This is a genomic window from Pseudomonas sp. AL03, assembly GCF_029960815.1.
Lineage (GTDB): Bacteria > Pseudomonadota > Gammaproteobacteria > Pseudomonadales > Pseudomonadaceae > Aquipseudomonas.
Map to the genome: position 1 here is coordinate 85007 of NZ_JASBRE010000005.1, position 20308 is coordinate 105314.

Sequence of the window (20308 nt, forward strand, 5' to 3'; positions counted from 1 at the left end):
CTCTGTTAAGATTCGCCATCCTCATTTTCAAGTCATGCCAGTGGGCCTTCCGGCTATCGCTGGTGTCGTCGTTTTCTGGAGTTGTGCATGTTGTTGCCCATCCTTCTGTTGTCTGCTGCCGGTTTCACGGTGCTGACCACGGAATTCATCATCGTCGGCCTGTTGCCGGCCATCGCTCGAGACCTTGAAGTCACTATCCCCCAGGCGGGTTTGCTGGTGACCTTGTTCGCCTTCACGGTCGCCGCATTCGGGCCGTTCCTGACGGCGTATTTCGCCCGGTTCGAGCGGCGCAAGTTGTTCATCTCGGTGCTGATCATGTTCGGCCTGGCCAACACCCTCGCAGCGTTTGCGCCGAACATCTGGGTGATGGCCATTGCCCGGTTGATTCCGGCGCTGGGCTTGCCGGTGTTCTGGGCGCTGGCCAGTGAGACGGCGGTGGGTATTGTCGGCCCGGACTACGCCGGCCGCGCCATCGCCAAGATCGGTTTCGGCATTGTCTGCGCCACGGTGTTCGGCATTCCTGTGGGCACACTGATCTCCGATGCATTCGGTTGGCGCAGTGCCTTTGGCATTCTGGCGGTGATCGCGTTTGCCAAGGCGTTGCTGCTATTTATCTACCTGCCGAAAACCAATCTGCATCAGCATCAAGTGAGTTTCCGCTCGCAGTTAAAGATCCTGCGCAGCCCGCTGATGGTGGGGCATGTGCTGCTGTCGATCCTGGTGTTCAGCGGCATGTTCACCGCGTACACCTACCTGGCGGACATTCTTGAGCGCTTGGCCGGTTTCAACGGCACAGTGGTCGGCTGGTGCCTGATGGGCTTCGGCGCGGTCGGGTTGATCGGCAACTCACTGGGCGGCCGCGCGGTGGATCGTCATCCGTTGATCGCCTCAATGATGTTCTGCGCGTTCATGATCGCGGGCATGGTGGCATTGGTGCCAAACATTCATTCGCCCCTCGGTCTGGCGGCGGCAATGGGCATTTGGGGCGTGACTCAGGCCGCGTTGTTCCTGGTCAGTCATGTGCGTTTGATGAAGGCGGCGCCCGAAGCGCCGGCCTTTGCTGCGTCGCTGAACATCGCCGGGGCCAACTTGGGAATCGGCTTGGGCGCGATGGTGGGCGGGCGAGTGATCGACAGCGTTGGCCTGGGTGGCCTAGGTTTCGCGGCCGCCGGTTTTATCCTTGTCTCGATCCTCTTGGCAATCGCGCTGATGACCTTCAAACCCCGCGAAGTCTGCGCCTGACACTTCAAAGCTCGGTGAACAGCTCGCGTCGGGCACCTTCGGTAATGGCAACAATGCCGGGGTGCTTGACCTTGCGTTCCACCGAAATGGCGTAGAACGATTCGGTGACCGCGTCGGTCTGGCCAATCAACTCCACGCCGTATTGGCGCTTCACTTCATCGGCAATCACGCTTGGGCCGATGAAAATCCCGCTGCCGGATTGACCGAAAGCCTGCATCAAGGCGCTGTCGTCGAACTCGCCGACGATGCGCGGCTGGATCTGCTGCTCGGCAAACCAGCGCTGCAAGCGACTGCGCACCACGGTCTCTGGCCCGGGAATCAATAGGGGGGCGCCGTGCAGGCTGCGGGGGAAGTCCTGACCGTAGCGCGCCGCCAATTCAGCGGTGGCAAAGAAGCTGATCCCGCATTCCCCGAGTTTCTGGCTGTAGCCCTTGATGTCCAGGTGCGACGGCATCGGGCTGTCGGAGATGACCAGATCCAGGCGCTGGATCGCCAGGTCGGCGAGCAGGCGTTCGAGTTTGTCTTCGCGACAGGTGATGCGCAGCGGCTCGCTCAATTCCATGGTCGGGGCAATCAGCCGATAGACGATGGATTTGGGTACCACGTCGGCCACCCCCACCCGGAACAGAATCTGCTGCTCATTGGGCTGCGCTCGCAACATCAACTCCAGTTCACCTCCCAGCTGAAACATTTGCTCGGCGTAGGGCAGGGTCTGACGTCCGGCTTCCGTCAGCTCAAGCTGTCGGCCGACCCGGCGAAACAGCTCGATGCCATAGGTTTGTTCGAGCAGGGAAATCTGCCCGCTGATGGTCTGTGGCGTCAGGTTCAGCTGCTCGCAGGCGCGCACGATGCTGCCGGTTTTGGCCACTACCCAGAAGTAATGCAATTGCCGATAATTGAGCATGACGACCTACAGTTCGTAAAAAACGAAGTATAACCGCTAAAAATACGAATTTTCCTGAAGTGTTTGCCTCCCTAGAATGCCCGGCTATCGACGGGTGGCCTTTTCGGCCCTGTCTGTTCTATCGAGGAAAGCATCATGAAGCTCAAAATGACGGCGCTGTTGATCACGTCTTTACTGGTATTGGCCGGTTGCGACCAAGCCGAGAAAAGCGCTCAGCAATTGATGGGCAAGGCTGCCGAAACCGCCAAGCAAGCGATCGATGACACCCACAAAGCCGCCGAGCAAGCAATCAGCGACGCCACCGGCGGCCTGATCAGCAAGAAAGAATCATCAAACGAAGATAAAGACAAAACCGAATCTTCGTCCCAGGAAATCTAAACCGTTTAAAACGAGTCAGGACTGACCCATGGAATACCTTTTAGAACTTGCTGCAAGCCCCACCGCCTGGGTCGCCCTGGCCACGTTGATCGTCATGGAAATCGTGCTCGGCATCGATAACCTGATCTTCATTTCGATCCTGACCAACAAGCTGCCCGAGCAGCATCGGCAGAAGGCGCGGCGCATCGGTATCGGCATGGCGCTGATCCTGCGACTGGCGCTGTTGAGCACCATCGCGTTCATCGTCCAGTTGACTGAGCCTGTGATCGACATTCTCGGCCATGCGTTCTCCTGGAAGGACATGATCCTGATCGCCGGTGGCCTGTTCCTGTTGTGGAAGGCGACCACCGAGATCCATCACAGCATGGACCCGGCACCGGATGATCCGAAGTCGGCTACTTCGGCCGTGACGCTTGGCTTCGCTGCTGCCATCGGTCAGATCCTGATGCTGGACATGGTGTTCTCCATCGACAGCATCATTACCGCTGTCGGCATGACCGAGCATTTGCCGATCATGGTCATCGCAGTGGTGGTGTCGGTGCTGGTGATGTTGCTGGCGGCTGATCCTCTGGCCAAGTTCATCAACGACAACCCGACGGTGGTGATGCTGGCGCTGGGCTTCCTGATCATGATCGGCATGACGCTGATTGCCGAAGGCTTCGGTGCCCATGTACCGAAAGGCTACGTTTATGCGGCCATGGCGTTCTCGGCGACGATCGAGGGTTTGAACATGATGTCGCGGCGGTCAAAGCAAAAGCGTGTAGCTACTGAAGCTTAACGGGCGATAAACGAAACGGCCGCCTGCGCTCGAAAGAGGCAGGCGGCCGTTTTTTTTGCTGTTAAAAAAAGTGCCAGTCAGTGCGCGCTGGCGTGGTGTGCAGTGGTTTCATCCGTTTTCACCACCGGCGCCGATTGAGCAGGGTGGTGATGGTGCCGGCGGGTAATGCGCAGGACTCCCCATAACATGGCGGCGGCAACGGTCAGCCAGCCAAAAATCAACATCACAATGGTCATTGTCAGGCTCATCAGTGCCTCCTCTTCGCCCTGCTGCGGGCACACACTCTTTGCAAATGACAGTCTAGTCGCTGCTGTGTTTCAGGCTATTGACCAAAGGTCGGCTGTCACCAATCAGTTCGCTCTATCGAATCCAATCATCTGCCGGTTAAGGCTATACCGCCGTCGCTCGGCGTCCTATGATCGACGGCCAAGCCGGGAGCGCGAATGCCTGGCGTCTAAATCAAGAGAGTGATGATGGTGCGGGTATTTTCTCGAATTCGATCTTTAGTGCTGGTCGTTGGCTGCGTTGCAGGTCTGGCTGGCTGCGCGGGGAGTGTGGCGCCTGAAATCAAGCGCCTGCCGGAGCGTGTCGAACTCAGTGGCACGTTCTACCGTGGCGTGGCGAATCAAAGCGGGCCCCAAGTGCTGGCCAGTATGTTGTCCCAGCAAGGCATTGTGATTACCCCAGGTTTGCTCGAAAAGCCGTTGCATTTGCCGGGTGCCGAAGCCCAGTTGCAGCAGAACATGCAGAACCTCGCTCGCGAGTACGGCATGGTCGTCTATCCCGTCGACAGCAATCTGCCAGCGCTGTTGACCCAGGTCGCGGCTGGGTATCCGGTGATGGTGCGCTTTACTGAAGGCTCGGCGTTCTGGGCTGAACCCCGTTACGCCATTCTTGCCGGGTACAACCGCCAAAAGCGCACTGTGCTGCTGCGCTCGGGCATGAATCGTCGGGAGTTGATGGGCTTCGGTTCGTTTGAATCGGCGCTCAAGGATGCCGGTGGCTGGGCCGTGCTGATCCAGAAGCCTAATCAGCTGCCGGCCAATGTCGATCCACAGCGATGGCTCAAGGCTGCGAGCGATCTTGCCCAGGCAGGTCAGGAGCAAGCGGCAGCCAGGGCGAAGAAAGCGCTGAACGCGCAGTAAGTCCGTTCGTCATCTCTCGGGCACCCCTGCAATTTGCCGACTTCTAAGGTGTAGGGCCCGGATTTCTTCGGGCTGTGACCAGGAGGCGCCCATGGCACATTCCAATACCCCCGTCGGCCCGCACTCGTCCGAGCATTCGTCGGGCGATGAGTTGGGGTTCGATCCCGATTCACCGGACCTCGCCGACCCTCAGGTCGACCCCATCGGACCCGCCAAGGCCCCCCGGGATGTGAATCCGGGCAACGATCCCAAGGCGCCTGCGAAGCCTTACGATCCACTCGCCGATCTGAAAACCTGAGCCTTAGTGAGGTGCATATGTCTACCGATTCGAGTTTCAACGACAAACGTCCGGACAGTGTTCCAACCACCCCAGAAAACGATATGGACCCTGTGCTGGATCCGGACAGTCCTTTAAGGGATCCGCTGGCCAGACCTATGGTCGTGTCGACGGAGCACCCACAGGGCTGGAAAGACCCGAGTGCCGGGGACGGCATTCCGAATGACGATCAGATGCCGCTGCCCAATGATTAACGCTGAACGAAATAAAGCCCCGAATGATCGGGGCTTTCTTTTGGTGTCGCTTACTTACTTTGACGCTTCAACAACGCCGCTCTGACGATGCTTGAGGTTCTTGTCGGATTTGTACTGCAAGGCTACCGACGGCACGTTCGTGCCCTTGCCGGTTTCCACCCAGCTGCGAATACGGCTTGCATCGGCAAAGTGCGTGTACTTGCCAAAGGCGTCGAGGATGACCAGTGCAACAGGGCGATTGCCCATGCTGGTGACCAGCACCAGGCAGTGGCCGGCCTCGTTGGTGAAGCCGGTTTTCGTCAGCGTGATGTCCCAGTTCGGCTTTCTGACCAGATGGTCGGTATTACGGAATCCCAAGCTGTAGTTGGGTTTACGGAACGAGACGGTTTTTTCCTTGGTGGTACTTAGCTCTGTCAACAGTGGGTACTTGTGCGCGGCGATCAGCAGTTTGCTCAGATCGCGAGCCGTGGACACGTTGCGAGGTGAAAGACCTGTCGGTTCGACGAAGTGGGTACTGGTCATGCCCAGTGCCTTGGCTTTGGCATTCATCGCTGCAATAAATGCAACATAGCCACCCCGGTAGTGATGGGCGAGGCTGGCGGCAGCGCGGTTTTCCGAGGACATCAGGGCAATCAGCAGCATTTCCCGGCGCGGCAATTCGCTTTTGAGTTTGACTCGGGAAAATACGCCTTTCATTTCCGGCGTGTCGCTGATGTTGATGGAAAGGTATTCGTCCATGTTCTGATTGGCTTCGACCACGATCAGGCCAGTCATCAGTTTGCTGACGGAAGCGATCGGCACAACCACGTCAGGGTTGCTGGCATAGATGACTTTGTTGGTCTGCATATCCATCAGCAATGCGCTGCCGGAAGCGATCTTCAGTTGTGAGGTGTCGCGGGGCGCCGAGGTGGTTTCGGCGGCGTTGGCTATTGGCGTGATGAACGTCCCTGTAAATGCAAAAAATAGGCTCAGGATGGAAAGACGGATTTTCACGCTGGCAGACTCATTAGGTGTGGATTAGCCGTTCTGTAACGGGTTGCTTCTTCAAACCGACGCATTTTAGGAGTATGGCTGAAGAACTGTCGATGGTTGTTCGAAGAACAGGTGAAAGGCCTTGAAAACCTGCACTAAACGGGGAGTTTCCGGCGAGTGGTAGCGGTTTTTGGTCAGGCAAAAAGAACCCCGCCATTGGCGAGGTTCTTTTGTTTGCCGCGGCTGTAAAAACAGTGAATCAGCTGTGCAGGGTTTCGGCTGCATACAGCGTATTTTCAAGCAGGCAGGCACGAGTCATCGGACCAACGCCACCCGGGACTGGAGTGATCCAGCCGGCGCGGGGCAGGGCGGTTTCGTAGATCACGTCACCGACCAGTTTGCCGTCTTCCTGGCGGTTGATGCCGACGTCGATCACGATCGCGCCTTCCTTGATCCATTCCCCCTTGACCAGCCCCGGCTTGCCGGCGGCGACCACCACCAGGTCGGCACGGCCGACATGGCCCGCCAGATCCTTGGTGAAACGGTGGGTGACAGTCACGGTGCAGCCGGCCAGCAGCAATTCCATCGCCATCGGGCGGCCAACAATGTTGGAGGCCCCGACAACCACGGCGTCCATCCCGTAAAGATCGACACCGGTGCTTTCCAGCAACGTCATGATGCCTTTAGGGGTGCACGGACGCAGCAGCGGAATACGCTGGGCCAGGCGGCCGACGTTATAAGGGTGGAAACCGTCGACGTCTTTGTCTGGACGAATACGCTCCAGCAGTTTGGAGGCGTCCAGGTGTTCAGGTAATGGAAGCTGAAGGAGAACGCCATCAATCGCCGGGTCGTCGTTCAAACGATCAATCAGATCGGTCAGCGCTTCTTGAGTGGTTTCGGAAGGCAGGTCATAGGCTTGGGAAATGAAGCCGACCTCTTCACAGTCTTTACGCTTGTGCGAGACATAAACCTGAGAGGCAGGATCGCTGCCGACCAGGATCACCGCGAGGCCGGGCGTGCGCAGGCCTTGCTGGCGACGCTCATTGACGCGTTTGGCGATCTGCTGGCGCAGGCTGGCGGCGATCGATTTGCCGTCGATTAGTTGTGCAGTCATTGCGCGTGATTAACCATCGAGAGGGGAAAAAAAGAGAACGCATTCTCGCATGTCATGAGGTGAGGGCAAAGGCGCTTGGTCTGCAAATTCCCCTAACCCCTTTAATTAAATGAATTTTTTATAAAAAAGAGTTGACGACCTTCAGGGTCACCTATAACATTCGTCGCACTTGTCGGGCACAGCCTAGCACTGGTTAAGAAGGTCGAGCAGGGTTGATGTTTAACTCGGTAAGACTGAAAGCACTTAGTTTGTAATCGTCCAAGAATACAGATTAACAAGGCGCCCGTAGCTCAGCTGGATAGAGCATCCGCCTTCTAAGCGGATGGTCGCAGGTTCGAGTCCTGCCGGGTGCGCCATTAGGCAGCTTTGGCACAAGTAACGCAACATGGCAATATGGTGGGCGTAGCTCAGTTGGTAGAGCACGGGATTGTGACTCCCGTTGTCGAGGGTTCGATCCCCTTCGTCCACCCCATATTTAGAAAGGCGCCAGATTAACAGTCTGGCGCCTTTGCTTTAAAAGCTTGATGCGGATGTGGTGGAATTGGTAGACACACTGGATTTAGGTTCCAGCGCCGCAAGGTGTGAGAGTTCGAGTCTCTCCGTCCGCACCATTACAAGTAGCTATTTATTAGCAGAAAACGGCGCAGCACCTGAAAAGGGCTGCGCCGTTTTTGTTTTAGAACTCTGAATTTTCAAAACGACCGCAGGTTCTGGGTTGAGAGGGCAGGTCGGGTCGTCGGATTTATGTTTCGCGATGATGCTGATTCGCCCATTGGTCCCCTCGTGGGGTCGACTGTCAGGGATGGATTGCCGATGGCTTCTATATATAGAAGGATTGGTGCAGAGCCCTGGCATGATTGGCTGTATTTGCTAACAGGGCGAGGCACAACCGTTTGTCCCCGCCTATAAATTGCCTGCTGCTTTTTTACCCGTTTTCAGTAGGGTGACTTCTTGAGTTTGACCCACTAGAATGCATGCCCTTGATTCTGGGGTCGGAAACGGCCGGCTAACGTCTGTGCAACGAGGAATATCCATGCAAGTTTCTGTTGAAAATACTTCTGCTCTTGAGCGCCGCATGAGCATCACCGTGCCGGCTGAGCGCATCGAGACTCAGGTCAACAAGCGTCTGCAGCAGACTGCCCAAAAGGCCAAGATTGCTGGCTTCCGTCCAGGCAAAGTGCCAATGAGTGAAATCAAGCGCCGTTTTGGTGCTGATGCACGTCAGGAAGCCGTGGGCGATGTGATCCAGTCTTCGTTCTACGAAGCTGTTGTCGAGCAAAAGCTGAACCCGGCTGGCGCTCCTTCGATCGAGCCTAAATCGATGGAAGCCGGCAAAGATCTGGAATACGTCGCAATCTTCGAAGTGTTCCCTGAGTTCACCGTTGCCGGTTTCGAAGGTATCACTGTCGAGCGTCAGAGCGCTGACGTGGCTGATGCCGATCTGGACAAAATGCTGGAAGTCCTGCGCAAGCAGAACACCCGTTTTGAAGTGGCTGATCGCGCCGCTCAAAATGAAGACCAGTTGAACATCGATTTCGTCGGCAAGGTCGACGGTGAAGTGTTCGCTGGCGGTTCCGCCAAAGGTACTCAGCTGGTTCTGGGTTCCGGCCGCATGATCCCTGGTTTTGAAGACGGTCTGGTTGGTGCTAAAGCCGGCGAAGAGCGCGTTCTGAACCTGACCTTCCCAGAGGACTATCAGAACCTCGACCTGGCCGGCAAAACCGCTGAATTCACCGTTACCGTGAACACTGTTTCCGAGCCAAAACTGCCAGAGCTGACCGAAGAATTCTTCGCTCAATTCGGTATCAAGGAAACGGGTTTGGAAGGCTTCCGCACCGAAGTTCGCAAGAACATGGAGCGGGAACTGCGTCAGGCGATCAAATCCAAGGTCAAGAATCAGGTAATGGACGGTCTGCTGGCCACCAACCCGATCGAAGTGCCTAAGGCTCTGCTGTCCAACGAAGTTGACCGTCTGCGCGTGCAGGCTGTTCAGCAGTTCGGCGGCAACATCAAGCCTGAGCAGCTGCCGGCCGAGCTGTTCGAAGAGCAAGCCAAGCGCCGCGTTGTGCTGGGTCTGATCGTGGCTGAAGTGGTCAAGCAATTCGACCTCAAGCCTGACGATGCCCGCGTTCGTGAAATGATTCAGGAAATGGCCTCGGCTTACCAAGAGCCTGAGCAGGTTGTGTCCTGGTACTACAAGAACGACCAGCAGCTGAACGAAGTTCGTTCGGTTGTGCTGGAAGAGCAAGTTGTGGATACTGTTCTGCAGAAAGCTAGCGTGACCGACAAAGCGGTCTCTTACGAAGAAGCAGTCAAGCCGGTAGAAGCTCCACAAGCCGACTGATCGTTTTTGCGGTAAGAAGTACACACCATAAGCCAGCCTTCGTGCTGGCTTATGCGTATTCAAGACATAACTATTTGGGAGTGACTGCGAGACATGTCCCGCAATTCTTATTATCAGCAGAGCTCTGACATCCAGGCCGCAGGCGGCCTGGTCCCGATGGTTATCGAGCAGTCCGCCCGTGGCGAACGAGCCTATGACATCTACTCGCGTCTGTTGAAGGAGCGAGTGATCTTCCTGGTAGGTCCGGTAGAAGACTACATGGCCAACCTGGTTGCGGCGCAACTGCTATTCCTTGAAGCGGAAAACCCGGACAAGGACATCCATCTTTACATCAACTCACCAGGCGGTTCGGTGACTGCAGGCATGTCGATCTACGACACCATGCAGTTCATCAAGCCAGACGTGTCCACCACCTGTATTGGTCAGGCCTGCAGCATGGGCGCCTTTCTGCTCGCTGGTGGTGCCGCCGGCAAGCGTTTCTGCCTGCCGAACTCGCGCATGATGATTCACCAGCCGTTGGGCGGCTTCCAGGGTCAGGCGTCGGATATCGACATCCATGCCAAGGAAATCCTCCACATCCGTTCGCGTCTGAACCAGCTGTTGGCTCATCACACCGGTCAAAGCCTCGAAACCATCGAGCGCGATACCGAGCGCGATAATTTCATGAGCGCAGAGCGTGCGGCTGAGTACGGCCTGATCGACTCCGTGATCGACAAGCGTAAAATGCCCGCCTAAGCAGCCCAAATGTAGGTGGTCGGGTTAACTGACCGCCTGCGGACTTGAAAAAGCCCGCAATAGCCTTCATCTTGTGTTGCAAGCCTATCGGATTTGGATCGATCGAATGACTGACACCCGCAACGGCGAGGACAACGGCAAACTGCTCTATTGCTCCTTCTGTGGCAAAAGCCAGCATGAAGTGCGCAAATTGATTGCCGGCCCCTCGGTCTTTATCTGCGACGAGTGCGTCGACCTGTGCAATGACATCATCCGTGAGGAGGTGCAGGAAGCCCAGGCCGAAAGCAGCGCGCATAAATTGCCTTCGCCTAAAGAAATCAGCGGCATCCTTGATCAGTATGTGATTGGTCAGGAACGTGCGAAAAAGGTTCTGGCCGTAGCGGTGTACAACCACTACAAACGCCTGAACCAGCGTGACAAAAAGAATGACGATGTCGAACTCGGCAAAAGCAATATCTTGCTGATCGGCCCGACAGGCTCGGGTAAAACCCTGCTTGCCGAAACACTGGCCCGTTTGCTGAACGTTCCGTTCACCATCGCCGACGCAACCACCCTCACCGAGGCGGGTTACGTGGGTGAAGATGTCGAGAACATCATTCAGAAGCTGTTGCAGAAGTGCGATTACGACGTAGAAAAAGCCCAGATGGGCATTGTCTACATCGATGAGATCGACAAGATCTCGCGCAAGTCTGACAACCCGTCGATCACCCGGGACGTTTCCGGTGAAGGCGTGCAGCAGGCCCTGCTCAAGTTGATCGAAGGCACGGTCGCTTCCGTTCCGCCTCAAGGTGGTCGCAAGCATCCGCAGCAGGAATTCCTTCAGGTCGACACCCGTAACATCCTGTTCATCTGCGGCGGCGCGTTCTCCGGTCTGGAAAAGGTTATTCAAAGCCGTTCCACCCGTGGCGGCATCGGTTTCAACGCAGAAGTGCGCAGCAAGGAAGAAGGCAAGAAAGTCGGTGAGTCCCTGCGTGAAGTCGAGCCTGACGATCTGGTCAAGTTCGGTCTGATCCCTGAGTTCGTCGGTCGTCTGCCGGTACTTGCCACGCTGGACGAGCTTGATGAGGCTGCGTTGATGCAGATTCTCACCGAGCCGAAGAATGCTCTGACCAAACAGTATGCCAAGCTGTTCGAGATGGAAGGTGTGGACCTGGAATTCCGGGCCGACGCTTTGAAATCGGTCGCCAAACGTGCCCTGGAACGCAAAACCGGTGCTCGTGGACTGCGTTCGATTCTCGAAGGTGTATTGCTCGACACTATGTATGAAATCCCTTCGCAGTCCGAGGTGAGTAAAGTAGTGATCGACGAAAGCGTTATAGAAGGCAAGTCCAAGCCACTGTATATCTACGAAAACAGTGAGCCGGCTGCCAAGGCAGCGCCAGACGCCTAAGCGTCACGCTGCTGAAATAAAGAAGGGGCCTTCGGGCCCCTTTGCTTTTTGCGCGTTTTAACACCTTCTTTAAGCTTGTTTTTTTTGAAGGTAGCCCCCATCTTGGTTTCAAGCTCACTTCCATCTGTTTACGGCCTTATGGCCGCCGTAGAGGCGAAATCATGAAGACAACCATCGAATTGCCTCTCCTGCCATTGCGTGATGTTGTGGTTTATCCGCACATGGTTATCCCGCTGTTCGTGGGGCGCGAGAAATCCATCGAAGCCCTCGAGGCTGCGATGACGGGCGACAAGCAGATCCTTCTGCTGGCTCAGAGAAACCCTGCTGACGACGATCCCGGTGAAGACGCACTTTATCGCGTAGGTACCATTGCTACCGTTCTGCAGCTGCTCAAGCTGCCTGACGGCACGGTCAAGGTTTTGGTCGAAGGCGAGCAGCGGGGCGCGGTTGAGCGTTTCAGCGAAGTGGACGGCCACTGCCGTGCCGAAGTCTCATTGATCGACGAAGTCGACGCGCCGGAGCGCGAGTCGGAAGTGTTCGTCCGCAGCCTGCTGGCTCAGTTCGAACAATATGTGCAGTTGGGCAAGAAAGTCCCGGCTGAGGTCCTGTCGTCGCTCAACAGCATCGACGAGCCAGGCCGCCTGGTCGACACCATGGCCGCGCACATGGCGCTGAAAATCGAGCAGAAGCAGGAAATTCTCGAAATTATCGATTTGTCGGCCCGGGTCGAGCACGTTCTCGCGTTGCTGGATGCCGAGATCGACCTGCTGCAAGTCGAAAAACGCATTCGCGGTCGCGTTAAGAAACAAATGGAACGCAGTCAGCGCGAGTATTACCTGAATGAGCAGATGAAGGCCATTCAGAAAGAGCTCGGTGACAGCGACGAAGGCCACAACGAAATCGAAGAGCTGAAAAAGCGCATCGATGCCGCCGGTCTGCCGAAAGATGCCTTGGCCAAAGCCCAGGGTGAACTGAACAAATTAAAACAAATGTCGCCAATGTCGGCGGAAGCGACCGTGGTCCGCTCGTATATTGACTGGCTGGTTCAGGTGCCGTGGAAGGCGCAGAGCAAAGTGCGTCTGGATCTTGCGCGCGCTGAAGACATTCTCGATGCCGACCACTATGGTCTGGAAGAAGTCAAAGAACGGATTCTCGAATACCTCGCCGTGCAAAAACGCGTGAAGAAAATTCGTGGACCGGTGTTGTGCCTGGTCGGTCCTCCAGGTGTGGGTAAAACTTCGCTGGCGGAGTCGATTGCTCACGCCACAAACCGCAAATTCGTGCGCATGGCCCTCGGCGGCGTACGCGATGAAGCGGAAATTCGTGGTCATCGCCGTACTTATATCGGTTCGATGCCGGGAAGATTGATTCAAAAGATGACAAAGGTGGGCGTGCGCAACCCATTGTTCCTGCTCGATGAAATCGACAAAATGGGCAGTGACATGCGTGGCGATCCGGCGTCGGCGTTGCTGGAGGTGCTTGACCCTGAGCAGAACCACAACTTCAACGATCACTATCTGGAAGTCGACTACGACCTATCCGATGTGATGTTCCTTTGCACCTCCAACTCCATGAACATTCCACCGGCGCTGCTGGACCGGATGGAAGTGATTCGTCTGCCGGGTTACACCGAAGACGAGAAGATCAACATCGCCGTCAAATACCTTTCGCCCAAGCAGATTACGGCCAACGGCTTGAAGAAAGGCGAGCTGGAATTCGACGCCGAAGCGATCCGCGACATCATCCGCTACTACACCCGCGAAGCCGGTGTGCGCGGGCTGGAGCGCCAGATTGCCAAGGTTTGCCGCAAGGCGGTCAAAGAGCATTCACTGGAAAAACGCTTCTCGGTGAAGGTCACTGCCGACACGCTGGAGCACTTCCTTGGCGTGCGTAAATTCCGCTACGGGCTGGCCGAATCGCAGGATCAGATCGGTCAGGTAACCGGGCTGGCGTGGACTCAGGTGGGCGGCGAATTGCTGACCATCGAAGCCGCGGTCGTTCCCGGCAAGGGTCAGTTGATCAAGACCGGTTCTTTGGGTGACGTGATGGTCGAATCCATCACCGCAGCCTTGACCGTTGTCCGCAGCCGGGCGAAGAGCCTGGGGATTCCCCTGGACTTCCACGAGAAGCGTGATACGCACATCCATATGCCGGAAGGGGCGACCCCGAAGGACGGCCCTAGCGCCGGTGTAGGCATGTGCACGGCTCTGGTGTCGGCATTGACCGGGATTCCTGTACGCGCGGACGTTGCCATGACTGGCGAAATTACGCTGCGTGGTCAGGTACTGGCGATTGGTGGTTTGAAAGAAAAACTGCTCGCTGCTCACCGTGGCGGAATCAAGACCGTGATCATTCCTGAAGAGAACGTACGCGATCTGAAGGAAATTCCTGACAATATTAAGCAAGATCTACAGATTAAACCGGTTAAATGGATTGACGAGGTCCTGCAAATTGCGCTGCAATACGCGCCGGAGCCCTTGCCCGATGTAGCTCCAGAGATAGTTGCAAAGGATGAAAAACGCGAGTCTGACTCTAAGGAAAGAATTAGCACGCATTAGTATGCATTTGTCTGGGGGGCTTCCTTGACAGCTTTTTAGAGCCCTTGTTATAAAGCGGCTCTTAAGTGTCTGTAGGCCATTCAGCACTCGTTTTTGCTTTCACCAAAAAACTTAGAATCATACTCAAATAGATATAAGGGGACTTAGAGTGAACAAGTCGGAACTGATTGATGCTATCGCTGCATCCGCTGATATCCCGAAAGCTGCTGCTGGCCGTGCGCTGGACGCTGTAATCGAATCCGTCACTGGCGCTCTCAAGGCTGGCGACTCTGTTGTTCTGGTGGGTTTCGGTACTTTCTCCGTCACTGATCGTCCGGCTCGCATTGGTCGTAACCCACAGACCGGTAAGACGCTGGAAATCGCAGCCGCCAAAAAACCAGGTTTCAAAGCCGGTAAAGCACTGAAAGAAGCTGTTAACTAAGTTCGATTCAGGTTTTTGCCTATCCGGGTCGGGGTCATGCCTGACCTGGCAGCGGAGCGGTAGTCCAGTCGGCGAGTCGCCGATCCGAGACGCCGAGGCTCGCAAGTTCGAGTCATCGGTCCGCTCCGCCAGTTACGAGAAGGCGCATCCTCGGGTGCGCCTTTCTTCTATCCGGATTCTACCCACGCTCCACGGTTGCCTAATTTTGAAGTTCAACCGTTTCTGGGGGACGCATGCTGCAGAATATCAGGGACAATTCACAAGGCTGGATTGCCAAGACCATTATCGGGATCATCGTTGTATTGATGGCTTTCACCGGTATCGAGGCCATATTTCAGGCGACGACCAACAGCCAGGACGCGGCGAAGGTCAACGGCGAAGAAATCAGCCAAAACGAACTGAGCCAGGCGGTCGACATGCAACGCCGTCAGCTCATGCAACAGCTGGGCAAGGATTTCGATGCTTCCTTGCTCGACGAAAAAATGCTGCGCGAATCGGCCCTCAAAGGCTTGATCGATCGCAAGCTGCTGCTGCAAGGCGCAGAAAACTCGAAGTTCGCTTTTTCCGAAGCTGCTTTGGACCAGGTGATCCTGCAAACGCCTGAATTCCAGGTTGACGGCAAGTTCAGCCCTGACCGTTTCGACCAGGTTATTCGCCAACTCGGCTACAGCCGCATGCAATTCCGCCAGATGCTGGCTCAGGAAATGCTGATCGGTCAGCTGCGCGCTGGTCTGGCGGGTAGTGGTTTCGTCACCGACGCACAGGTTCTTGCATTCGCCCGTCTGGAAAAGCAGACCCGCGATTTCGCTTCCCTGAACGTCAAGGTTGACCCGGCGGCTGTGAAGCTTGCTGACAATGAAGTCAAAGCCTACTACGACGAACACGCCACGGAATTCATGACGCCGGATCAGGTGGTCATCGATTACCTCGAGTTGAAAAAGGCTTCCTTCTTTGATCAGGTCAGCGTCAAGGACGAAGACCTGCAAGCGGCGTATCAGAAAGAAACTGCGAACCTGTCCGAACAACGCCGGGCCGCGCACATTCTGATCGAAGTGAATGACAACGTGACCGAAGCGCAAGCCAAGGCCAAGATCGACGAGATCCAGGCACGTCTGGCAAAAGGCGAGAAGTTCGAGGCTCTGGCCAAAGAGTTCTCCCAGGATCCTGGTTCGGCGAACAACGGCGGTGACCTCGGCTATGCAGGTCCTGGTGTCTACGATCCAGCCTTCGAAACAGCGCTGTATGCGTTGGCCAAGGATCAGGTCTCGGCGTCGGTTCGCACCGACTTCGGCTTTCACCTGATCAAGCTGTTGGGCGTGGAAGCACCTGAAGTGCCGACGTTAGCCAGTTTGAAAGACAAGCTGACCCGTGAGCTGAAAACCCAGCAGGTCGAACAGCGTTTCGTCGAGGCGACCAAGCAATTGGAAGACTCGTCGTTCGAAGCCTCCGATCTGGCTCAGCCGGCGCAGGACCTGAAGCTGACCGTTCACACATCCAAGCCGTTCGGCCGTGAAGGTGGCGAAGGTGTTGCGGCCAACCGTGCCGTGGTCACTGCTGCGTTTAGCCCTGAAGTGCTGGATGAGGGTGCCAACAGCACCGCCATCGAGCTCGACCCGGAAACCGTGATCGTGCTGCGCGCCAAGGAACACCTGAAACCTGCGCAATTGTCGCTCGAAAGCGTTGCTGCCAGCATTCGCGTGCAATTGGCCAAGGAGCGCGCCAGTGCTGCCGCCAAGACCAAGGCTGAAGAGCTGATTGTCAGCCTGCGCGATGGCAAGACACCGCTGGACAAGGCAATCGACGGCCAGAACTGGAAAGTTATCCAGGCAGCCACTCGTGGCCAGGAAGGGGTTGACCCAACCGTGTTGCAAGCGCTGTTCCGCATGCCGAAGCCGGCAGCCAAGGACAAGCCGACCTTCAGTAGCGTGACCCTGGCCGATGGTAGCCTGGTGATCGTTCGTCTGAACGCCGTGAACGAAGCCGCTGCACCGACTGAAGAGGAGAAGGCTCAATACCGTCGCTTCCTCGCCTCACGCATTGGCCAGCAAGACTTTGCGGCTTACCGCAAACTGCTGGAAAGCCAGGCTGAGATCAAGCGCTTCTGATACCTGACTGAGCTTGTCGCGACACAAAGACCCTAGCCGAAAGGCTGGGGTTTTTTATCGGCGAAACAAAAGCAGGACGGGTTACCCGTCGCCTGAGTATTTACCGTGCGACTTTTTCCTGTAAATGACAGTCAGTAGACGTGTAACTGTTTTAAGACACTAATCGATACTCCGCTAAGCATCGATCTGTTGCACAATACGCCCCGGACCGTTTTCCTCAGGATGTTCAATGTTTAAATCATTTCCCATACGTGTTGCTGGGCTGGCGTTGTTGCTGGCCGTTGCTGCCGGCTGCTCGTCGAAGAAAGCCCCAATCTATGAGCATGAGAATTTCGATGACTCCGGAACGTTTTCGCGCAGCTACCCGGTGACTGATGCGCAGACGTGCGAAGCCGCCCGTCGGGCGTTGCTCAGTCAGGGCTACATCATCACCAGCGCCGACCCGAAACTGGTCAGCGGACACAAAAGCTTCCAGCAGACCGGCGAGAGCCACTTGGAGATCAGCTTCAGTGTGGTCTGTGCCGATGATGGCAGTGAGGGGCTCCACGCGACCATGTTCGCCAACGCCCTGCAGGACCGTTATGCGCTGAAGAAGACCAACAACTCCGCCAGCGTTGGTGTGGGCGTGCTGGGTTCGGTGTCGATGCCGATTGGCTCGTCCGACGACTCGATGGTCAAGGTTGCCAGCGAAACCGTATCGTCGCCCAAGTTCTACGAGCGTTTCTTCACCCTGGTCGAGTTGTTCCTGCCGCCGGAAGCGAAAAAGGCCGCGCACATCAAGGAGAAGCCGAAACCTGATCTTGGCGTACCTGAAGCCAAGGCCGCACCGGCGGCACCGGCGGCAGAATCCGCGCCGGCACCTCCAGCAGCCTCTGAGCCGGTCGCACCGCCGCCCGAAGCCGCTCCGATTGCTCCGGCCGAGAACACCGAACCGGCACCGGCCACGGAAACTGTCACTCCGCCGCCGGAATCAAGCCTGCCTCCACCCACCGAGCCTATTTCGGCGATTCCAGCTTCAGGCCAGTAATCGGGTTCTGGCGCTACGGATCGGGTCACACGACATCGATTGCGCAGCGACTTTCAAGATTGATCCACGTCACCTCAGGCCGTAGTCCTACGGCCTGTATCGAAAAAATCCTGTGATAAATTCCTGACGGCCTGCTACGTTTTATTAAGTAGCCGCGGAGCGGCGTGCCTGCGTCATTTTTCGTTCACGTGGGCACTTTATGCTCGGGGTGCTGGTCATTTATTCAGGCGTTTTTTTCAACGAGTTGTGGGGGATTAAAAATGGACGATTATCAAGAAGAACTGCTCGAGTATCAGGCGTTTGAACTGGATCCACTGGAACCGGCCGAAGACGCTACCGAGCTGTAAGCGTCAAGCGGATTGGCGATGACTGCGGCGAAACTCGCCGGGTGTCTGGCCGCTCCAGCGTTTGAAGGCCCGTTGAAACGCTTCGGCTGAGGCAAAGCCCAGCAGGTAGGCGATTTCTCCGAACGCCAGTTCGGTATCGCGGATGTAGGTCATGGCCAGGTCGCGACGAGTGTCGTTGAGAATCGCGCGAAATTGCGTGCCTTCCTCGGCGAGTTTGCGGCGCAAGGTCCAGGTGGGCAGCTTCAGGCGTGCCGCCACTTCTTCCAGGTCGGGTTCCCGGCCACCATTGAGTAACGGCCCCAGCAACTGAGTGATACGTTCACGCAGGCTGCGGGTGCGTGTCAGTTGCTCCAGTTCCCGTTCACACAGTTGCAGCAGGTGTCGCCAAGTGCTTGGGCAATGTTCCGGGTTACGCTGTGCGAGGCTGGCAAGGCCCAAGCGCAGTTGATTGTGCTCGCCGCCAAACTGGATCGGGCAGTCACCCAGCACCTCATAAGCCGTGCGGTAATCCGGTTCATCAAACTCGATCTCGATGCGTTCGGCCCGCAACGGTACAGGGCTTATGCTGGACAATTGCTGCAACCAGCCAGCGATGATTGAATCCACCACGAAGCGGTTGTAGGCGTTGTAAGGGCTGATGGAATAGAACCGCAGCCAGGCGCCTTGAGCGTCTTCATGAAAGCTCGATTGACCGCGATAGTTGGAGCCATATAAGGCTTCGAAGCGAATCAGGCAGCGCGCGGCTTCTCGCACCGTTGGCGCCTGGGCGGCGGTGACCCCGGCCAGGCCGGCTTGGCTCAGGCGACTGAGCTGGCCCATGCGTAAACCCAGTGCCGGGTTGTCGGTCAGTTGAATGGCGCTGTGGCCCAGGCGCATGTAGCGCGGGATCGAGAGCCGGGCGCCTGCTTCGCTCAGGCGCGCCGAGTCGAGGCCGTATTGTTCGAGCAGCGTCTGAGGGTCTACACCGTGACTGCGCACGGCGTCGGCCAGGCTATGAACAAAGCCCACCGACAGATCGCCGAGCCGCATCGGCAACGGTTTCATTGGTTACAACCAGAGGTTCAGCAAACGCGCGCCACGGGCATTGCCGTCGGCGAACTGCTGCCCGTTGCTGCTGAGAAAACTTTGACCGGCGCTGCCCTGATCCCAGAATTGACCGCGCAGGAACACGCTCATGCCGGCGATTGCCTGGCTGCTGGGTGGTTGAGTGGTGAGTGTCAGACGATGCCAGGCCTGGCCTTCGCTGAGCTCCCCGGCCTTGAGACTGACGGAGCCAGGCGTCAACAGCCCCTTGTAGCCACGCCACGGTTTGTCCCAGGTGCCGCGCCCGATCACAAACGCCGGGACCGCGACGAACTTCGCACCCTGGCTGTCGAGCTTGCGGTAATTGTCCGGGTACCAGCTGTCGCTGCCGATCAGAACACCCAAGCGTCCGGCCGGGGTGTCGACGACGTTGAGCGTATGCTCGCCATTGGCCGCGATGACGTCATGCTCATCGAAGATCGGATGCATCTGACGCTGGGGCTGGCCGATCGGCAGGCCATCGGCGCCGAACACCACGGTGCTGTTGTACAACGCGCCGCGGCCGATTTTCAGGGTGCCGTCGATGACGTTAGGCTCCGGGAGCACAATGGAGCCCGCCACCAGGGTCACGTGAAATTCTTTCGCCAGACCACCAAACAGCGCCTGGTAGTCTTTGGCCATGCCTTTGGCCTTCATGCGCAGGTGCGCGTCGTCCAGACGGCTGTCGCCCTTGGCGCTGATTAGCGCGCGGAGGAACTTCAAGGGATTGCTCACCGCCAGCCAGTTCATGGCTTCCTTGAGCGTGGTGGCTTGGTACAGCTCATCTTTCTCACCGCTGACCATCAACCAGGTGCCGACATGTTCGGGCAGTACAACGATGGTTTTTTCATTCAGCAGGCCCTGGTCCTGGGCCTTCTGCAAATAGGCCGCCAGTTTGCGGTGCAAGCGCTCGGGGCTTTGGTAGTCGGTGGGAAACAGCTCGGGCTGGATGCCCAGCAAGTTGCCGCGATCAGCAGGTGTGCCTTGGTCGACCGCTAGATTGATCCGCAGGTCCGACAGGTAATGACCCACAGGACGGTCCGCGGCCCACATGGCGTAGGTCGTGAGGGCGGCGATCAACGCCATGGAAAAGGTCAGGTACAGAAGTTTGCGCATGGGGAAACAGAACGGCCGTGTGCAGGGTTCGCGACTAGGGTAGGGCGCATGCCGGCACTTGCCAAGGGGCACTGCACATTTGAATCAATAAGTTGTCAGTTACGGTCATTGAGTGACGGCGGCGCGACTCTTAGTCTGT

General features: G+C 56.9%; 18 protein-coding genes, 3 tRNA genes and 1 pseudogene. 16 read left to right on the forward strand and 6 right to left on the reverse strand.

All coding sequences use genetic code 11. The annotated features are described in order from the left end of the window. Window positions 1-87 precede the first annotated feature (87 nt). Entirely contained in the window at window positions 88-1242 is a 1155-nt protein-coding gene (locus QK293_RS07150; protein WP_282376457.1) for an MFS transporter, read from the forward strand. Between the two features lie 4 nt (window positions 1243-1246). Here QK293_RS07150 and nhaR read toward each other — a convergent pair whose 3' ends face one another. Further along, window positions 1247-2146 carry a transcriptional activator NhaR gene (gene nhaR / locus QK293_RS07155; protein WP_282376458.1) on the reverse strand — a complete coding sequence of 300 codons (900 nt, stop codon included), beginning with the start codon at window positions 2144-2146 and terminating at the stop codon, window positions 1247-1249. Between the two features lie 135 nt (window positions 2147-2281). Between nhaR and QK293_RS07160 the strand changes: the two genes are divergently transcribed. Then, on the forward strand, window positions 2282-2524 hold the full coding sequence (locus tag QK293_RS07160; RefSeq protein WP_282376459.1) for a hypothetical protein: 243 nt from the start codon (window positions 2282-2284) through the stop codon (window positions 2522-2524). A gap of 28 nt (window positions 2525-2552) precedes the next feature. Then, entirely contained in the window at window positions 2553-3302 is a 750-nt protein-coding gene (locus QK293_RS07165; protein WP_282376460.1) for a TerC family protein, read from the forward strand. A gap of 77 nt (window positions 3303-3379) precedes the next feature. On the opposite strand, the gene QK293_RS07170 is transcribed toward QK293_RS07165, so the two are convergent. Beyond that, the gene (locus tag QK293_RS07170; protein ID WP_282376461.1) at window positions 3380-3550 is read right to left on the reverse strand and encodes a hypothetical protein; all 171 of its coding nucleotides are present in this window, start codon (window positions 3548-3550) and stop codon (window positions 3380-3382) included. A gap of 167 nt (window positions 3551-3717) precedes the next feature. Between QK293_RS07170 and QK293_RS07175 the strand changes: the two are divergent. The 3 genes and pseudogenes from QK293_RS07175 (at window position 3718) to QK293_RS07185 (ending at window position 4978) form a co-directional block, all read left to right on the forward strand. Beyond that, window positions 3718-4447: pseudogene (locus QK293_RS07175) on the forward strand (peptidase C39 family protein). 91 nt (window positions 4448-4538) lie between these two features. Further along, window positions 4539-4745 carry a DUF6021 family protein gene (locus QK293_RS07180; RefSeq protein WP_282376463.1) on the forward strand — a complete coding sequence of 69 codons (207 nt, stop codon included), beginning with the start codon at window positions 4539-4541 and terminating at the stop codon, window positions 4743-4745. Window positions 4746-4762: 17 nt separating this feature from the next. After that, window positions 4763-4978, forward strand: coding sequence for a hypothetical protein (locus QK293_RS07185; RefSeq protein WP_282376464.1), 216 nt, complete (start codon window positions 4763-4765; stop codon window positions 4976-4978). A gap of 54 nt (window positions 4979-5032) precedes the next feature. On the opposite strand, the gene pbpG is transcribed toward QK293_RS07185, so the two are convergent. Together pbpG and folD are read right to left on the reverse strand one after the other, a co-directional pair. After that, window positions 5033-5971 carry a D-alanyl-D-alanine endopeptidase gene (pbpG, locus tag QK293_RS07190; RefSeq protein WP_282376465.1) on the reverse strand — a complete coding sequence of 313 codons (939 nt, stop codon included), beginning with the start codon at window positions 5969-5971 and terminating at the stop codon, window positions 5033-5035. Window positions 5972-6209: 238 nt separating this feature from the next. Further along, the gene (gene folD / locus QK293_RS07195) at window positions 6210-7064 is read right to left on the reverse strand and encodes a bifunctional methylenetetrahydrofolate dehydrogenase/methenyltetrahydrofolate cyclohydrolase FolD (RefSeq protein ID WP_282376466.1); all 855 of its coding nucleotides are present in this window, start codon (window positions 7062-7064) and stop codon (window positions 6210-6212) included. Window positions 7065-7343: 279 nt separating this feature from the next. On the opposite strand from folD, the gene QK293_RS07200 reads away from it, so the two are divergent. From QK293_RS07200 to QK293_RS07245, 10 genes are all read left to right on the forward strand, one after another. Continuing rightward, window positions 7344-7420: transfer RNA gene (locus QK293_RS07200), tRNA-Arg, on the forward strand. 40 nt (window positions 7421-7460) lie between these two features. Next, window positions 7461-7536, forward strand: a tRNA-His gene (locus QK293_RS07205). Window positions 7537-7590: 54 nt separating this feature from the next. Next, window positions 7591-7675 (forward strand) — tRNA-Leu (locus QK293_RS07210). Between the two features lie 422 nt (window positions 7676-8097). After that, the gene (gene tig / locus QK293_RS07215) at window positions 8098-9408 is read left to right on the forward strand and encodes a trigger factor (RefSeq protein WP_282376467.1); all 1311 of its coding nucleotides are present in this window, start codon (window positions 8098-8100) and stop codon (window positions 9406-9408) included. A gap of 93 nt (window positions 9409-9501) precedes the next feature. Beyond that, window positions 9502-10143 (forward strand): ATP-dependent Clp endopeptidase proteolytic subunit ClpP, encoded by a 642-nt coding sequence (gene clpP, locus QK293_RS07220; protein WP_105344076.1) that lies wholly within the window; start codon window positions 9502-9504, stop codon window positions 10141-10143. Between the two features lie 106 nt (window positions 10144-10249). Further along, window positions 10250-11533, forward strand: coding sequence for an ATP-dependent Clp protease ATP-binding subunit ClpX (gene clpX / locus QK293_RS07225; protein ID WP_282376468.1), 1284 nt, complete (start codon window positions 10250-10252; stop codon window positions 11531-11533). 161 nt (window positions 11534-11694) lie between these two features. Beyond that, window positions 11695-14091 carry an endopeptidase La gene (lon, locus tag QK293_RS07230; protein WP_282376469.1) on the forward strand — a complete coding sequence of 799 codons (2397 nt, stop codon included), beginning with the start codon at window positions 11695-11697 and terminating at the stop codon, window positions 14089-14091. A 148-nt stretch (window positions 14092-14239) separates the two neighbouring features. Further along, window positions 14240-14512: an HU family DNA-binding protein gene (locus tag QK293_RS07235; protein ID WP_002552737.1), complete on the forward strand. Its 273-nt coding sequence runs from the start codon at window positions 14240-14242 to the stop codon at window positions 14510-14512. Between the two features lie 233 nt (window positions 14513-14745). After that, on the forward strand, window positions 14746-16617 hold the full coding sequence (locus tag QK293_RS07240) for a SurA N-terminal domain-containing protein (protein WP_282376471.1): 1872 nt from the start codon (window positions 14746-14748) through the stop codon (window positions 16615-16617). Window positions 16618-16846: 229 nt separating this feature from the next. Continuing rightward, entirely contained in the window at window positions 16847-17644 is a 798-nt protein-coding gene (locus QK293_RS07245; protein ID WP_282376472.1) for a DUF2242 domain-containing protein, read from the forward strand. A gap of 350 nt (window positions 17645-17994) precedes the next feature. Here QK293_RS07245 and QK293_RS07250 read toward each other — a convergent pair whose 3' ends face one another. Together QK293_RS07250 and QK293_RS07255 are read right to left on the reverse strand one after the other, a co-directional pair. After that, the gene (locus QK293_RS07250; protein ID WP_282376474.1) at window positions 17995-19035 is read right to left on the reverse strand and encodes an AraC family transcriptional regulator; all 1041 of its coding nucleotides are present in this window, start codon (window positions 19033-19035) and stop codon (window positions 17995-17997) included. Between the two features lie 3 nt (window positions 19036-19038). After that, entirely contained in the window at window positions 19039-20169 is a 1131-nt protein-coding gene (locus QK293_RS07255; protein ID WP_282376476.1) for a carbon-nitrogen hydrolase family protein, read from the reverse strand. Window positions 20170-20308 lie beyond the last annotated feature (139 nt).

Bases quoted from the DNA above. Each gene is read 5' to 3' on its own strand.
- QK293_RS07245 (WP_282376472.1), top strand. From the start codon at position 16,847: ATGTTTAAATCATTTCCCATACGTGTTGCTGGGCTGGCGTTGTTGCTG.
- QK293_RS07250 (WP_282376474.1), bottom strand. From the start codon at position 19,035: ATGAAACCGTTGCCGATGCGGCTCGGCGATCTGTCGGTGGGCTTTGTT.
- QK293_RS07185 (WP_282376464.1), top strand. From the start codon at position 4,763: ATGTCTACCGATTCGAGTTTCAACGACAAACGTCCGGACAGTGTTCCA.
- lon (WP_282376469.1), top strand. From the start codon at position 11,695: ATGAAGACAACCATCGAATTGCCTCTCCTGCCATTGCGTGATGTTGTG.
- QK293_RS07240 (WP_282376471.1), top strand. From the start codon at position 14,746: ATGCTGCAGAATATCAGGGACAATTCACAAGGCTGGATTGCCAAGACC.
- clpP (WP_105344076.1), top strand. From the start codon at position 9,502: ATGTCCCGCAATTCTTATTATCAGCAGAGCTCTGACATCCAGGCCGCA.
- folD (WP_282376466.1), bottom strand. From the start codon at position 7,064: ATGACTGCACAACTAATCGACGGCAAATCGATCGCCGCCAGCCTGCGC.
- QK293_RS07165 (WP_282376460.1), top strand. From the start codon at position 2,553: ATGGAATACCTTTTAGAACTTGCTGCAAGCCCCACCGCCTGGGTCGCC.
- QK293_RS07255 (WP_282376476.1), bottom strand. From the start codon at position 20,169: ATGCGCAAACTTCTGTACCTGACCTTTTCCATGGCGTTGATCGCCGCC.
- QK293_RS07160 (WP_282376459.1), top strand. From the start codon at position 2,282: ATGAAGCTCAAAATGACGGCGCTGTTGATCACGTCTTTACTGGTATTG.
- QK293_RS07180 (WP_282376463.1), top strand. From the start codon at position 4,539: ATGGCACATTCCAATACCCCCGTCGGCCCGCACTCGTCCGAGCATTCG.
- QK293_RS07150 (WP_282376457.1), top strand. From the start codon at position 88: ATGTTGTTGCCCATCCTTCTGTTGTCTGCTGCCGGTTTCACGGTGCTG.
- clpX (WP_282376468.1), top strand. From the start codon at position 10,250: ATGACTGACACCCGCAACGGCGAGGACAACGGCAAACTGCTCTATTGC.
- nhaR (WP_282376458.1), bottom strand. From the start codon at position 2,146: ATGCTCAATTATCGGCAATTGCATTACTTCTGGGTAGTGGCCAAAACC.
- QK293_RS07170 (WP_282376461.1), bottom strand. From the start codon at position 3,550: ATGAGCCTGACAATGACCATTGTGATGTTGATTTTTGGCTGGCTGACC.
- tig (WP_282376467.1), top strand. From the start codon at position 8,098: ATGCAAGTTTCTGTTGAAAATACTTCTGCTCTTGAGCGCCGCATGAGC.